Origin of the sequence: Geobacter sp. SVR, from assembly GCF_016865365.1 — a bacterium.
GTDB lineage: Bacteria > Desulfobacterota > Desulfuromonadia > Geobacterales > Pseudopelobacteraceae > Pelotalea.
The window spans coordinates 3,617,506-3,632,110 of record NZ_AP024469.1 but is presented as its reverse complement, the minus strand read 5'-3'; the positions used below and the strand labels follow the sequence as shown (position 1 = coordinate 3,632,110).

Below are 14,605 nucleotides of genomic sequence, written 5' to 3'. Positions count from 1 at the left end.
GTTACCACCGTATGACCAGCTCCATGCTTTTCAATCTCACCACGCTTGCCTACCTGGCTTCGATGATTATTTTCTTCGCCTTTCTGGCCGGCAAGCACAAGACCGTCGGTCTGGCCGGGACCTGCACCGCGTTTGTCGGCCTTGTCCTCCAGACGGTCGCCATTGCCCTGCGCTGGAAAGAATCGTACGACATGGGGGTAGGCCATGCGCCCCTTTCCAACCTGTACGAGTCGGTGGTTTTCTTCTCCTGGACCATTGTCCTGCTCTATCTGTTCATTGACCTGAAATACAAATATCGGGTCGTCGGCGCATTCGTGGTGCCGTTTGCCATGCTCGGCATGGCCTGGGCGCAGCTCGGGCTGAATACCGGCATCGAGCCGCTCGTTCCCGCACTGCAGAGCAACTGGCTTCTGTATCACGTTGTTACCTGCTTCCTCGGGTATGCCGCCTTTGCCGTGGCGTGCGGCATCTCGATCATGTACATTCTCAGGGCCCGACACGAGGAGGGGAGCACGGTTGTCGCCGCCGGCGGGCTGATGTCGATGTTTCCCCCGACACGGGTGCTGGACGACCTCAATTACCGGGCCATCATGATCGGCTTTCCGCTGCTCACCCTCGGCATCATCACCGGCGCCGCCTGGGCCAACTACGCCTGGGGCACTTACTGGAGCTGGGATCCCAAGGAAACCTGGTCGCTGATCGTCTGGTTCGTGTATGCGGCCTTTCTTCATGCACGCTTCACCAGGGGCTGGGTCGGGAAAAGGGCGGCATGGCTGTCCATCATCGGCTTCGGTGCGACCATATTCTGTTACCTGGGTGTGAATCTCTTCCTTTCCGGTCTGCACAGCTACGGCAATTCCAAGATGTAGAACACGGTGAGAGAGCCGGAAACCTTTGCCCCTGAAACTGCGCACATCCGGCGAAAGGGAAGAAGGGGGACGGCTCTCTCATGATTCGATCGACAGCCGAACCGGGGCGTGCCCCGGTTTTTTTATGGCGCCCGTTCATGCCCACTTTTTCCATCATCATCCCGGTCAAGCCGTCCGGAGCGATCAAAGCGCTGGAAGCGCTGCGCAGGCTTCCGACCGACGAGTATCCCTTCGAGGTTTTCGTGGCCGAGGGGACCATGCCGAGCCGCCAGCGGAATCTCGCTGCCCGGCAGGCCCACGGTGAGATCATCTATTTTCTGGATGACGACTCGCTGGTGACGGATGCCAATCTCCCCCGCTGCGCTGCTGTAGTGCGGGATTCTTCGGTTGCCGTTGCCGGAGGACCATCCTTGACCCCCCCTTCGGATTCTTTTCTGCAGCGGCTTTTCGGTTTTGCCTTGTCCTCGCCATTCGGGGCCGGTGCCATGCGCAACCGCTACCGGGCCGTCGGCACCGCACGTGAGACGACCGAGCAGGAACTGATTCTGTGCAATCTGGCGGTCAGGCGCGACATCTTTCTGGAAGCCGGAGGCTTTGACGAGCGTCTGTACCCGAATGAGGAGAACGAGCTGCTTGACCGCATTAACAGCGCTCATCGGCTGGTCCATGATCCCGGTATGGCGGTCTGGAGAAGCCAGCGGAGCACATTGAGGGCTTTCATGCGGCAGATGTTTTCCTACGGCCGGGGGCGCGCCCAGCAGACGCTGCTGGCCGGGCCGCGTTCGCTGATGAGCTTTTTGCCGCTCCTCTTTGTGTTCTACCTGGTTGTGGTCCCGTTTCTTTCGGATTTCTGGGTATGGCGCTTCCCTCTGGCTCTCTATGGCCTCGCAGCGCTGTTTTCGGCGGTGGCGGCCGCATTCGGCTCTGGCAAGCCCGGGGCCGCAGCCGTGCTGCTGATATTTCCGATCATGCATATCTGCAACGGTTTGGGTCTCTTGAAGGGTTTTGTCTGCGGCAAGCCGGTCGTTGCCACTGATGACACTGTTGTCGTCATCCGGAAACTCAAGTCGTTTGAGGATCAAACCTGGTAAAAAAGCGCAGACGGTTTCCCTTTTTTGAACTATAATCCCAGGCTGGAGCAGGGAAATCCCGGATTCAGAGCAGATTTTGGAGTATCGTGTGAATTTCAGTGTCGTTGTCCCCATTTACAATGAGCAGGATAACATCGACGAGCTGTACCAGGCGATTGTCGGTGCCTTGGACGGTTTCGATCCGAATTACGAGATCATCATGGTGGACGACGGCTCCACGGATGGTTCCTTTGGTGCCCTGCAGCGCCTGGCCGGCAAGGATGCCCGGCTCAAGGTGATCAGGCTGCGCAGGAACTTCGGCCAGACGGCAGCCATGTCGGCCGGCTTCGATGCTGCAACCGGCGGCATCATCATCCCGATGGACGGTGATCTCCAGAACGACCCTGCGGACATCCCCCGTCTGGTCGCCAAGCTGGAGGAAGGGTACGACGTCGTTTCCGGCTGGAGGCACGATCGCAAGGACACCTTCATCACCCGGAAAATCCCCTCACTGTTGGCCAATGCCCTCATCTCGTCCTTTACCGGCGTGCATCTCCACGATTACGGCTGCACGCTGAAGGCGTACCGCCGCGAGGTGCTCGAGGGCATCAATCTGTACGGCGAAATGCACCGCTTCGTACCGGCGCTGGCATCCCAGGTGGGGGCCAGGGTAGCCGAGCTGCAGGTCAGCCATCATCCCCGCCGCCACGGGAGCAGTAAATACGGAATCTCCCGGACGCTGCGCGTCATCCTGGACCTGATGACCGTCAAGTTTCTTCTGGCGTATTCCACCAAGCCGATCCAGCTCTTTGGCCGCTGGGGGGTCTACACCTTTCTGGCGGGACTTGCCAGCGGAACCGCCACCGTCTATATGAAGCTGTTCGAGCATGTCAGCATGAATCGCAATCCACTGTTGATCCTGACCGCCTTTTTGCTGTTCATGGGAATCCAGTTCATCGTGATGGGGCTTTTGGGCGAACTCAACGCCCGCACCTATTTCGAATCCCAGAGCAAGCCGATTTACGTTGTGCGTGAACGAATCAATGTGGGGACTGGGAATTAGGGACTGGGGACTGGCGTGAGAGATCACAAGGATCTTGAAGTCTGGCAGCTCTCAATTGACTTGGTAAAAGAGGTATACGAGCTGACGCGGCGATTTCCCAAGGAAGAACTTTTTGGATTAACTGCGCAAATGCGCCGGGCAGCGGTTTCCATACCATCAAACATATCAGAAGGCGCTGCACGACAGACAGGCAAGGAATTTATCCAATTTCTCTTTATTGCTTTAGGATCGGCATCAGAGCTGGAAACCCAGATAATCATCTCGGAAAAATTGAACTATCTGCAAAACTCCGATCAACTCCTGATGCGGTTATCTTCGTTAAAAAAGTTATTAAACGGCCTGATCCGGTATTATCGAAGCAAAATGGTCACACATGAGTAGCTTTCCCCCAGTCCCCAGTCCCCAGTCCCCAAGCCCCAAGCCCCTGCGCATCCTTATGCTGGCCCCCACGCCGTATTTTTCCGACCGGGGTTGCCATGTCAGGATCTACGAAGAGGCCAGGGCGCTGAAGAAGCTCGGCCATGAGGTGTGCATCGTCACGTACCATCTGGGACGTGACATGCCGGATATCCCGGTGTTCAGGATTCCGCCGGTCCCCTGGTACAAAAAGCTGGAAGCGGGTCCCTCTTGGCACAAGCCCTACCTCGATCTGCTGCTACTGCAGAAAGCCCGTTCGGTTGCTCGTTCATTCCGGCCCGATCTGATCCACGCCCATCTCCATGAAGGAGCATTTGTCGGCAGTATCCTCAAACGGATGCTCCGTATTCCCCTCCTGTTCGATTATCAGGGAAGCCTTACCGGTGAGGTGCTCAACCATGCCTTCTTTCGGCAGGGATCAAAGCGCCACCGTCTTTTTACGTTCCTGGAAGGGGCCATAAACAGAAGCGCCGACGCCATCATTACCAGCTCCGGGGAGGGGACGAACGAACTCGTCAGCGGCTGGGGCATGGCTTCCGGCAGCGTCGACACCCTCATGGATGGCGTGGACACGGAAGAGTTCAGACCTTACCCGCGCGCAGAGGCTCGCCGCTACCTAGGCATTCCGGACGGCGTTCCCCTGGTGGTCTATCTGGGGCTGTTCAACCGTTACCAGGGAGTTGATCTGCTCCTGGAGGCAATACCCCTGGTCAGGGCCGGGATGGCAGATGCGCGATTCCTCCTGATGGGGTTTCCGGACGAGGAATACCGCCGCAAGGCCGCCCGGATGGGAATCGATGACTGCATCATCTTCACCGGCCGCGTCCCCTATGATCGTGCCCCTCTCATGCTGAGTGCGGGGGATCTGGCAGTCTCGCCGAAACTGGCGCGTACCGAGGCCAATGGCAAGCTTTTCAACTACATGGCCTGCGGCCTGCCGGTGGTGGCTTTCGAAAGTGAGATCAACCGCGAAATCCTCGGCGAGGATGCTGTCTACGCCGAATACGGCAGTGCCTCGGCGCTTGCCGCCTGCATCGTCAGCGTGCTGAAGGATCGCGGTTTGTGCACGGAACTGGGACGTCGTGCCCGGGAGCGGGCGGTCGGCACGCACTCATGGGATGTGCGCGCCCTGCAGCTGGTTGCCAGCTACCGCAAGCTCCTCTCCCTCAAGGCCTGAGGCGGTTTGCCGGTGTCCGGATAAGCAGTGCCGGAGGTGAGTAAAATATCGGATGCAAAAAAATGAAACAAATTGGTTGACAGGGCCGAGGCAATTTGGTAAATAACAAAGCTCCCAAGCGGGAATAACTCAGTGGTAGAGTGCAACCTTGCCAAGGTTGAAGTCGCGGGTTCGAATCCCGTTTCCCGCTCCATAAGAAACCAAGGGTTTAAGCAGAAAATGCTTAAACCCTTTTTCTTTTGTACGCCTTTCTGTGCCCCCTCTGATTTTCTTGCCCTCTGCTGAATCGCTGCCTCCTGCCGGATCTCTCTATAAAACTTGTCAGGGTTTCACATATAGTGCCGGACAGGGGAGGGCTTTCTTAGCCGATCGCCCGGGGTAGAACTTTGTGCCATTTTAGGTTCAATTCTGATACTATGCAGCGATTCACGTTACCTCTGCACGACTTGCAAGGTGTTCTCTTGCAAATGACTCGTAGACCTTCTTTCCGGACACAACGTATGAAACGGAAGTGTAACGATATAGGTAAAAGACTGCTCCATCGTCTCTCCGCACTGTCATTTCGTACACACCTGTTTCTTATGGCCATCCTTCTTGCCATGCCGGCGTTCGCGCTGATAATCCATTCAGCGGTAAGGCAGAGCAGGGATTCCATCAACGAAGCCATCGTCGATGGAAAGAAGCTGGTCTATAACATCGCGACGGAACAGTACAATCTGGCAGGTGATGCGGAACAGCTCCTGACCATTCTCGCCCAATTGCCCGAGATAAAGAGCCACAACGTTGCGGCAACCAATACCATCCTGGCCGACATACTCAGGAAGAGCCCCCAGTACGGAAATGTCGTTATCACTGACCGAACCGGGGAAGTATGGGCGTCCGGCCTGCCCAGGAATGTCTCCTTCTCCCTCAAAGACTCGCGTACCTTTCAGAACGCCCTCACAACGGGGCGGTTCTCATCCGGCGAATATATCGTTGGCCGGATCTCGGCACGACCTACCATCGGTTTCGGCTTTCCCCTGCTCAGTGAGGAAGGGACAGTCGGAGGCGTCATCGCGGTTAACATCAATTTCCATTACGTCAATGAACTTATAAACCATGGGGGCTTACCTCCGAATTCCTCGTTCAGCATCATTGACTATAAGGGGGTCATCATCGACCGGAACCCGAGTCCGGAGATTTTTGCGGGAACGAGGGTGGAAGAGTCGGCCTTTTTGAAAATGAAAAACGGACCGGAGGAGGGGAGTGATACTGATTCCGATTCTGTCGAAGAGCGGCACATTAACATCTATCGCAAGTTGTATTTGCAGACCGAAAAGGCACCGTACCTGTACATCAGGGCGAGCATACCGCTGCAGGTAGCGCAACTGAAGGCCAAAAAGGCCCTGATATACAACATAGCCATTCTCACTCCCTTTCTGCTGGCCACCGTCATACTGGTCATGCTTATCGGCAATTACTGCTTTGTCAGGCGTATCAACAAGCTTCAGGAGGCAGCACAAACTCTTGCAGAAGAGGGGCTGCAGGTCAGCGTTTCGACCGTTGTCGAGGGGGGGGAACTGGGGAATTTGGCCCTTGCCTTCGATGAGATGGCTCGAAAGCTTACCATCAGGGAGCTTGAACTCGTAAGGAATCAGGAGGAACTGAACGAACTGAATCGTAGCCTGATGAGAAGGGTCGAGGAGGAAACAGAGCGTCGGCTCAAGCATGAGCGGCTGCTTGCCCGCCATGCCCGCCTTGTGGCGATCGGAGAGATGATCGGAGCCATCGCCCATCAGTGGCGGCAACCGTTGGCCACGCTCGGCGCCACAATCCAGAGTATCAGAATGGCGTGGGAGCGGCGCTGTATCGACGACGCGTTTCTGGAGAACGCGGAGGCCGAGGCGCAGCAACAGCTCTATTACATGTCCGACACCATCGAGGATTTCAGGAATTTTTTCAATCCGGAGAAGGTGATAGAGGTGTTCGATCTCGATGAGAATATTCAGGACGTGGTTCAACTTGTCGGCGCTCAATTCAACGCTTCAAACGTCGGTCTCAGAGTGGTGAATAATCTGTCGGGCGGACGGACAAAGGTAAGGGGGTACCGGAATGAGTTCAAACAGTCCGTTCTCAACCTTGTCAGCAATGCCCTTGACGCTATAAACGGGCACCGCCAGGGCGGCAGCGGTCTGGTGGTTATTGGCCTGTCCGAAGGGGCGCAGAGCGTTGTTGTCGAGGTCAAGGACAACGGCTGCGGGATCCCGAAGGAGTATGGAGACAAGGTGTTTGAACCGTACTTTACCAGCAAATCCGAAGGAAAAGGGACCGGCATCGGGCTTTACATGTCAAGGCTGATCATCGAGGAGAGCATGGGGGGGCGGCTCAGCTTCACGAGCGGCCCGGACGGTACGGTGTTCAGAATAGAGCTGCCGCGGGATGAATCAGGGGAGGTAGAACACAATGGATGAGAAAGCACCTGTCACCATTCTCTACGTGGAGGATGAGCCGGCCCTGCGGGCCCGTATCCGGATCGTGCTTGAGATGCACTTTGCACGGGTCGTCGTCGCGGCCAACGGGAAAGAGGGGCTGGACCTGTTCTCCCGGGAACTCCCCGATGTTGTTGTCAGCGACATCATGATGCCGATCATGGACGGCCTCGACATGGCGAGAAGCATCCGGGAGATTGCCCCTGAAACCCCCGTCATTCTCACGACCGCTTTTACGGAGACCGGCTATCTGCTCAAGGCCATCGAGCTGGGGGTGTCCGCATACGTGCGCAAGCCGCTTGACTGCAGGCAGCTTGTCGACACCGTGATGCGGGCGGCAACGCCGCACCTGCAGCGGGTCGAACTGGAAAAGGCGAGGAGGCACGAACAGGCCTCGCTGGAACTGCTCCTCGGAGAGAGCCCGGCAATGCTCGATGTCATTCGGCAGGCGCAGCGTATTGCGGAGACCGACTTTTCGGTGATCATCCAGGGTGAAACAGGGGGCGGCAAGTCTCACCTGGCCGCCTTGATCCATGGGCTGAGCCGGCGCAGACACCACCCCTTTGTGACGGTGACTGTCGGTTCCATGCCGGAGCCACTGGTGGAGAGCCAGCTCTTCGGGCACGTCAAGGGTGCCTTTACCGGGGCAACCTCAGCCAAAAGGGGACTTTTCGAGGAGGCCCACGGCGGTACGCTCTTTTTTGACGACATCGATTGTGCCTCTCCTTCCATCCAGGCCAAGATACTCCATGCCGTTGAAGAGAAGCTTTTTTTCCCCGTGGGGGGGACCAGGCAGGTGGCGGTGGATACCCGTATTATTGCGGCAAGCAACCGTGATCTTCGAAGCGAAGTGAGCAGTGGCAGCTTTCGTGAGGATCTCTACTATCGGCTCGGCGACCTCATGATTACCTTGCCGCCGTTGCGTGAAAGGGGTAATGACATTGCGGTGCTGGCGCAGAAATTTCTCAATGAGGTGTCGCTGGAACTGAACAGGATTGCACCTCGCATGTCGCCCGACGCGATCCTGCAACTGCATCGCCACTCATGGCCCGGCAATGTCAGGGAACTGAAAAGCGCGATGAAACGCGCCGCCCTCTTTGCGGGGGAAACCGTCACAGGCCAGGACATGATCAATGTCATGTCATCCCCCCAACAAGTAGCGCCCGGCGACAACAGTGCCGGAGTGCAGCCCCTCGAGGAACTGAAGCGTCATGCCGTCAGGGAGGCCCTGGCGGCCACTGGCGGCAAAAAGATGGAAGCGGCTCGCCTGCTTGAAGTCGATTACAGCAGCTTCAAACGCATGCTTGCCAGATACAATCTGTAATACTGTTCATTTTGCCTACCCCTATCCGTTTACAACTCTTCATTTTGCCCACCCACGCCTAATCCTCATATCAATAAAATTTAGCAATTGTAAGTAGTTAAATAAATGGCATCGCTGTTGCTAGAGTATTCCTGCGTACCGCTTGGGCGGGGACTGCCATCACGGAGAAAGGGGCGGCAATGAAGAGCGTTGCTGAACATACGAACGCTGCCGATACTGCGGAAAACGCGCGGTACCATAACTGCAAACACCTGAAAAAGCCTTTTCCTGAATGCTACTGCATGAATATATCAAGTATCAAAATAGCCAAGATACTGTCGTACTGTGCCAGTGATTATGAATCCTGCCACATTTACCGCACGAGAAACGAGACAAAGAAGTAATTGGTTTTTTGCCGGCACGGATTGAAGGGCGAAAGCTGTCACGGCTTGATATCCGCGCCCGGCAAAGGCATCTGCCTCACCATACTGTAGAGAGAGGAGTAACATCATGATGTATGTAGGTCTGTTTATACTGCTGGTCGTAGTCGTAGCTGTCTTCGGGTATCAGTACAAATGCTATCTTTCCCGACAAACAGAGAGCAAGTGAAGCGGTCGCAATACCACTCCCTGTGGCCCTGTAACACCCTGTGACGTTACCGCAGAACGAGCGGCGCTGTCCCCTGGACACCGCCGCCATACAGCCGCTGGTAGGGACAAACCTCTAGAGGAATCCAATCGATTGCGAGGAAGAGCTGCATGGGCAGAACGACAGCGAGTCCCAGGTACAATGTTATTTCCATTAGGATCAGTGAAGAGGAACGAGCGCACCTGAACCATTTCATGGAGAAACATCACAAAAGCATTTCGGACATCATGCGTGAAGCCTTACTGTTTTTACTGCTCAACAAGACACTTTCGAATTGAAACCCGTTTCGGGCACTAGACTAGCGTCGCGCTGTTGAAGAAAACGATGCCGATGCCACCGGCTGACCCAGACGGTTGATTTCGCTACAACAGGAGTGTGATGGCGGCCTTGCCGTTGACAGATTTCATCAGCTCCTCCCCTAACAAGCCGTTAACCAGCGCCGCTGAAACCAGAATGCCACATTTACCAGACCAATCATGACCGGCACCTCCACCAGCGGCCCAATCACGGCGGCAAAGGCAGCTCCGGAATTCAGACCGAACACCGCGACAGCCACGGCAATGGCCAGCTCGAAATTATTGCTGGCAGCGGTGAAGGCCAGCGTCGTGGTTTTGGAATAGTCAGCTCCCAGGCGCTTGCCCATCCAGAACGACACCAGGAACATGACTACAAAATAGATCAACAGCGGAATGGCGATGCGGAGCACGTCCATGGGGAGTTGCACGATCAGATTGCCCTTCAGGCTGAACATGACCACGATGGTGAAGAGCAGGGCAATCAGGGTCAGCGGACTGATCATGGGCACCACCTCGGCGTGATAGCGCTCTTTACCCACCGCCTTCACCCCCACGAAGCGGGTCAGGGCGCCGGCGATGCAGGGGACTCCCAGGTAGATGAACACACTCTCGGCAATCTGCCTGATGCTGACATCCACCACCATCCCCTTCAGCCCCACCAACGGCGGCAGTACGGTGATGAAGAACCAGGCGTAGACGCTGTAAAACAGCACCTGAAAGACGCTGTTGAATGCCACCAGCCCAGCGGCGTACTCGGTATTGCCATTGGCCAGTTCGTTCCAGACGATGACCATGGCGATGCAGCGCGCCAGACCGATCATGATCAGTCCCACCAGGTAATCCGGCTTATCCGGCAGCAGTAATGCGGCCAGCACGAACATCAGCACCGGGCCGATCAGCCAGTTCTGCACCAGTGACAACCCCAGCACCTTCTTGTTGTGAAACACTTCCGGCATTTCCTCGTATTTCACCTTGGCGAAAGGAGGGTACATCATCACGATCAGGCCAATGGCTATCGGAATGTTGGTAGTACCGACCTGGAAAGAGTTGATGAAGGTCTGTGTGCCGGGGATGAAATAGCCGAGGCCGATGCCAAAGGCCATGGCGGCGAATATCCACAGGGTCAACCACCGGTCGAGAAATGAGAGTTTGCGGCCAATGTGCTCGCTCATATTTGTGCTCCTGTCAGACAGGTGCTGATTCTGTGAAGAATTTGGTCCCGTACCCGGCGAAACTCGGGCAGGACCTCTTCAGCACTGCCTGGCAGCCGTGAGGGATCATCAAATCCGATATGGACCCGTTGCGTACCCCCGAAGAAAAGTGGGCATTGCTCGTTGGCCGAGCCGCAGAGCGTGATGACGTGGTCAAAGCTTTGGCCGGCAAATTCATCAATGGTCTTGGAGCTATGTCCGGAGATGTCAATGCCGAGCTCGGCCAGAACCTGAATGGCCAGAGGATTGACCCTGGTGGCTTCCGTGCCGGCTGAAAAAGCCTCGAAGCGGTCGCCGAGGTAATGGTTCACGAGTCCTTCGGCCATCTGGGAGCGGCATGAGTTGTGGGTACAGAGAAAGAGTACGCGTGATTTCATGAAAGTAAATATATCCGCTTTTGCGGATATATTTCAAGCGACAATTGTGTTACAGAGGATGGGTTAGGGGCAAGTGCTCGGCTTGTTCTTCAGGATGGCGGTCAAGGCGGTACGATCAGCGGCTGACTCAGGAAGGCCGGACGCGTGTCTGCGGAGAATGTCGAGTACTTCACGGCACACCTCGCAGCTCTCATGGCTCAACTGGTAATACATCCAGACTCCCTGGCGGCGGGTGTCGACCCAGCAGCTGCGTTTGAGGTAGGCCAAATGCCTCGACACAGTGGACTGTGGAAGTTTCAAGACGGCCATCAGGTCGCAGACGCACAACTCTCCTTCGGCTTCCAGAAGAAGGATAATGCGCAGTCGAATCGGATCTGCCAGGGCCTTGAATATCTGGGCGTGGCGTTTCATGGCATAGACTTATAGAACTGTTTGAGCCCGGGGTCAAGTTACGTGAAGATTACAGAGGGTGAGAGATCAGAGACTCCGTAATTCCAGCTATGACCACATCCCTTTATAGCCTGTCATGATAAAATTGCGATATTGATTTATCCGCTAAAGCGAATATGATTGCTTCCGAAATCAACGATCATTGCGGGAGTGTCCAGTGACTTTTGATGAGATTTACTGCATGTTCCAGCCCAAAATATATCGGTACCTCACCAACCTCACCAGCGAGGCAGATGCTGCCGACCTGACCCAGACGGTCTTCCTGAAGGTCAGTCAGGCGTTCGGCGACTTCCGGGGTGAGGCGTCCCTTTCCACCTGGATCTACCGAATCGCAACCAACACCGCCCATGACCATGCCGCTTCATCAACCGTGAAACAGAACCGGCTCGAAAAAATGGCTGATGATGCATCGGTAGATGAACACCCGGATTTGGATTCTGCAGGCACGGATCACGAGTATATTCGCAGGGAGATGAATGCCTGCATCCGCGGTGTTGTGGAGCAACTGCCCGAGAATTACCGGACGGTATTGCTCCTTAGTGATTTTGAAGAGCTTTCCAACGCTGAGATAGCTTCAGTTCTGCAGATCAGCATCGACACCGTCAAGATCAGACTTCATCGAGGACGTACCGCTCTGAAGAAAGCCTTGGAGTGCCAGTGCACCTTCTACCATGATGAGCGCAGCAACCTGATGTGCGATCGCAAATCAGAATAAATCCCGCCCAGCGTATCTTTTTTCGCGCGTTCCCGTCTACGGTGACAGAGCAGTCAAATCCACCGTGGGAGGAACACATGAATTTCAAAGACTGTTGCAAACCCAGAACTACAGCAGAAGAGAACGGCGAGTACGAAGAAATCCGTATAGCCAAGGCAAAAAACAATTGCCATCTCTGTGACGATTATGCCGATCGCCAAAAAGAGAAGCCGGTGGCAGTGATGTGTTGCGAAGGGGCGTGTCTTCGCGGAGAGATTGCGCGGCAAACAGCAAATATCCTGTGCCATTCGCTGGTGCCGGAAAAGACCGTCAGAGTCTGCCTGGGGGGAGCGTTTACCAAAGACTCCGGCCAGCGCGACCTGGTCCGCAAGGCGGGGCGGCTCCTGTCGTTGGAGGGCTGTCACGTCAACTGCGCCTCGCGGATGATGGCGGGAGTCATTGAAGGGCTGGAACCGGAGCTGGTGATTACCGACAGGTTGTTCGACTTTGACCGGAGCCTGTTCGGCATCGATGATATGCCGCCGGAGAAGATCCGGGCGCATGCCATGACCGTAGCCCGCACGATTGCGGCAACGCTTTAACGAAAGGGCAACGTTAGTATCTTTTTTCCTCCCTGGCCGGATGTATCGTAAACTATCGGCGAAGCCAGCCCTTTCGAATCCCGTTTCCCGCCCCAAAGAAAACAAGGGGTTAGGCTGATCAGCCTGACCCCTTTCTCTTTTTGTGGTTCCCAAACCGTGTTGAGTCGCTCCAGCAATTACCTCTTCACTCGTTACTCATCTTATCCGCCTCAGCACATCGGAATTTTTATCTTCCCCGCCCGTGGACTCCTTCCGGGATCATGATATTATTTTCAGAAGATTATTTTAATTTAATTATTTTCCAGGCTCAGAGGCAGTTCAGGAGGCCGGGGTCCATGCACCTTCGCCCTATTACCGCACCGCACTCGTTCCTTTCTGTTCTTATGGCGGTCCTTACCTTGACGCTGTCCGGCTGTATGGTCGGTCCCGACTATCGACGCCCCGATGTCGAGGTCTCTCCGACCTGGACGGAAGCGGGAGATACAAGGGTCAAGAGCGAGACCGGGGAGTACCGCACCTGGTGGCAGGCCTTCAATGACCCGGTCCTGAATCAACTCATTGGTCGGGCTTACGACGGAAACCTGTCCCTCAAGGTTGCCGGCGTGAGAGTGATCGAAGCGCGAGCCCAGCTTGGGATCGCTGCCGGTAATTTTTACCCCCAGACCCAGCAGATCAACGGTTCTCTGCAGCATATCAGAACGAGTCAATCCGGAGTGCAAGCCTTTCCCCCCTTCGAATTCTCTCTCGCCCAAATTGCGGCAAGCGCCAGTTGGGAACTGGATTTCTGGGGGAAGTTCAGACGCGGCATCGAGTCGGCCAGCGCCGCCTGGCTTGCAACGGCTGCTGATTACGACAACGCCCTGGTCAGCCTCACCGCTGATGTAGCCACTTCCTACATCAATGTCAGGACCCTGGAAAAGCGGATCGAGATTGCACGCCAGAATGTAGAAACCGGTCGGGAAAGTCTGAAGATCGCTGAAACACGATTTCGCTTCGGTGTTGTTTCGCAACTGGATGTGGAGCAGGCCAAAGCGGCACTCAGCGATACCATGGCCACCATTCCTGCGCTTGATGCCCAGTTAAAGCAGCAGAGAAATGCCCTGTGCGTATTGCTGGGCATGGCGCCGAACGATCTGGCGGATATGATCAAGGGGAACCAAGGGATACCGGTTTCCCCCCGTGAGGTGAGTGTCGGGATTCCCGCCGACCTGCTCCGCCGCCGTCCCGATATCCGCAGCGCAGAATATCAGGCAGTTGCGCAATCGGCTCAGATCGGCGTCGCCAAAGCGGATCTTTATCCCGCCCTGTCTTTGGTCGGAAATTTCGGATTTTCTGCCAGCACTATCGGAGAGTCAAGCCTGGGCGATATCTTTCGGTGGAGCAGCCGCACCTATCAGATCGGTCCCTCGCTCCAATGGAACATCTTCAATTACGGCCAGATCAGAAACAATGTGCGGTTGCAGGATGCAAGGCTGCAAGAGCTGCTCCTTGTCTATCAAAATACGGTACTGAAGGCACAGCAGGACGTGGAGGACAATCTGGCCGCGTTCCTCAGGGCTCAGGAACAGGCCGCCTTTCTGGCTCAAAGTGCCGAAGCGGCCAAGAACTCGATGAACCTGGCGGTGAAGCAATATGTGGCAGGGGTCAGGGATTTCACCGCCGTTCTTATTGCCCAGCAGTCTCTCTTGAATGAGCAGGACCGCTTGGCCGCCACCCTGGGGAACATATCCATCAACCTGGTGGGGGTTTACCGGGCGCTTGGCGGCGGATGGGAGTTCCGGGAAGGGAAAGAATTGGTTGCACCCGCCGTAACAGTGGAAATGGAAAAGCGTACCGATTGGGGCAGCCTGCTTGCTCCGGCATCGTATAATCCGGCTGCCGGGAAGAAACCCGAATCCTCCCCCACATCACCCGACTGGTAACAGCAGAATGTGAGTCGATCCGGAAACCAATCAAGCCG

At 55.8% G+C, this 14,605-nt stretch carries 14 protein-coding genes and 1 tRNA gene; 12 read left to right on the top strand and 3 right to left on the bottom strand.

Annotation, left to right across the window (positions count from 1 at the left end):
* Positions 1-11: 11 nt before the first annotated feature.
* The 9 genes from ccsB (at position 12) to GSVR_RS22215 (ending at position 9,293) form a co-directional block, all read left to right on the top strand.
* Positions 12-869 carry a c-type cytochrome biogenesis protein CcsB gene (gene ccsB, locus GSVR_RS16885; RefSeq protein ID WP_173198733.1) on the top strand — a complete coding sequence of 286 codons (858 nt, stop codon included), beginning with the start codon at positions 12-14 and terminating at the stop codon, positions 867-869.
* Positions 870-949: 80 nt separating this feature from the next.
* Positions 950-1,960, top strand: a complete 1,011-nt coding sequence (locus tag GSVR_RS16880; protein WP_239077365.1) for a glycosyltransferase family 2 protein — start codon at positions 950-952, stop codon at positions 1,958-1,960.
* Between the two features lie 88 nt (positions 1,961-2,048).
* Positions 2,049-3,002 (top strand): glycosyltransferase family 2 protein, encoded by a 954-nt coding sequence (locus tag GSVR_RS16875; protein WP_173198731.1) that lies wholly within the window; start codon positions 2,049-2,051, stop codon positions 3,000-3,002.
* Between the two features lie 15 nt (positions 3,003-3,017).
* Positions 3,018-3,383 carry a four helix bundle protein gene (locus tag GSVR_RS16870; protein ID WP_173198729.1) on the top strand — a complete coding sequence of 122 codons (366 nt, stop codon included), beginning with the start codon at positions 3,018-3,020 and terminating at the stop codon, positions 3,381-3,383.
* Positions 3,376-4,596: a glycosyltransferase family 4 protein gene (locus tag GSVR_RS16865; RefSeq protein WP_173198727.1), complete on the top strand. Its 1,221-nt coding sequence runs from the start codon at positions 3,376-3,378 to the stop codon at positions 4,594-4,596. The genes GSVR_RS16870 and GSVR_RS16865 overlap by 8 nt, the downstream gene beginning before the upstream one ends.
* A 118-nt stretch (positions 4,597-4,714) precedes the next feature.
* Positions 4,715-4,789: transfer RNA gene (locus tag GSVR_RS16860), tRNA-Gly, on the top strand.
* A gap of 307 nt (positions 4,790-5,096) precedes the next feature.
* Positions 5,097-7,046 carry an ATP-binding protein gene (locus GSVR_RS16855; RefSeq protein WP_173198725.1) on the top strand — a complete coding sequence of 650 codons (1,950 nt, stop codon included), beginning with the start codon at positions 5,097-5,099 and terminating at the stop codon, positions 7,044-7,046.
* On the top strand, positions 7,039-8,388 hold the full coding sequence (locus tag GSVR_RS16850) for a sigma-54 dependent transcriptional regulator (protein WP_173198723.1): 1,350 nt from the start codon (positions 7,039-7,041) through the stop codon (positions 8,386-8,388). The genes GSVR_RS16855 and GSVR_RS16850 overlap by 8 nt, the downstream gene beginning before the upstream one ends.
* Before the next feature lie 737 nt (positions 8,389-9,125).
* On the top strand, positions 9,126-9,293 hold the full coding sequence (locus GSVR_RS22215) for a DUF6290 family protein (protein ID WP_173198721.1): 168 nt from the start codon (positions 9,126-9,128) through the stop codon (positions 9,291-9,293).
* 140 nt (positions 9,294-9,433) lie between these two features.
* On the opposite strand, the gene arsB is transcribed toward GSVR_RS22215, so the two are convergent.
* The 3 genes from arsB to GSVR_RS16830 form a co-directional block, all read right to left on the bottom strand.
* Complete coding sequence (arsB, locus tag GSVR_RS16840; protein WP_173198719.1) at positions 9,434-10,483, bottom strand: ACR3 family arsenite efflux transporter; 1,050 nt, start codon at positions 10,481-10,483, stop codon at positions 9,434-9,436.
* Positions 10,480-10,899 carry an arsenate reductase ArsC gene (locus GSVR_RS16835; protein ID WP_173198716.1) on the bottom strand — a complete coding sequence of 140 codons (420 nt, stop codon included), beginning with the start codon at positions 10,897-10,899 and terminating at the stop codon, positions 10,480-10,482. Before GSVR_RS16835 ends, arsB begins: the two co-directional genes overlap by 4 nt.
* A gap of 63 nt (positions 10,900-10,962) precedes the next feature.
* A complete protein-coding gene (locus GSVR_RS16830) occupies positions 10,963-11,310 on the bottom strand; it encodes a metalloregulator ArsR/SmtB family transcription factor (RefSeq protein WP_173198714.1) in 348 nt (115 codons plus the stop codon).
* A 196-nt stretch (positions 11,311-11,506) separates the two neighbouring features.
* Here GSVR_RS16830 and GSVR_RS16825 point away from each other — a divergent pair, with 196 nt between their 5' ends.
* The 3 genes from GSVR_RS16825 to GSVR_RS16815 all read left to right on the top strand — a co-directional run bounded on the left by GSVR_RS16825 (position 11,507) and on the right by GSVR_RS16815 (position 14,567).
* On the top strand, positions 11,507-12,064 hold the full coding sequence (locus tag GSVR_RS16825; RefSeq protein ID WP_173198712.1) for a sigma-70 family RNA polymerase sigma factor: 558 nt from the start codon (positions 11,507-11,509) through the stop codon (positions 12,062-12,064).
* A 77-nt stretch (positions 12,065-12,141) separates the two neighbouring features.
* Entirely contained in the window at positions 12,142-12,645 is a 504-nt protein-coding gene (locus GSVR_RS16820; protein ID WP_173198711.1) for a putative zinc-binding protein, read from the top strand.
* Between the two features lie 335 nt (positions 12,646-12,980).
* Positions 12,981-14,567, top strand: coding sequence for an efflux transporter outer membrane subunit (locus tag GSVR_RS16815; protein ID WP_173198709.1), 1,587 nt, complete (start codon positions 12,981-12,983; stop codon positions 14,565-14,567).
* The last annotated feature ends 38 nt before the right edge of the window (positions 14,568-14,605 follow it).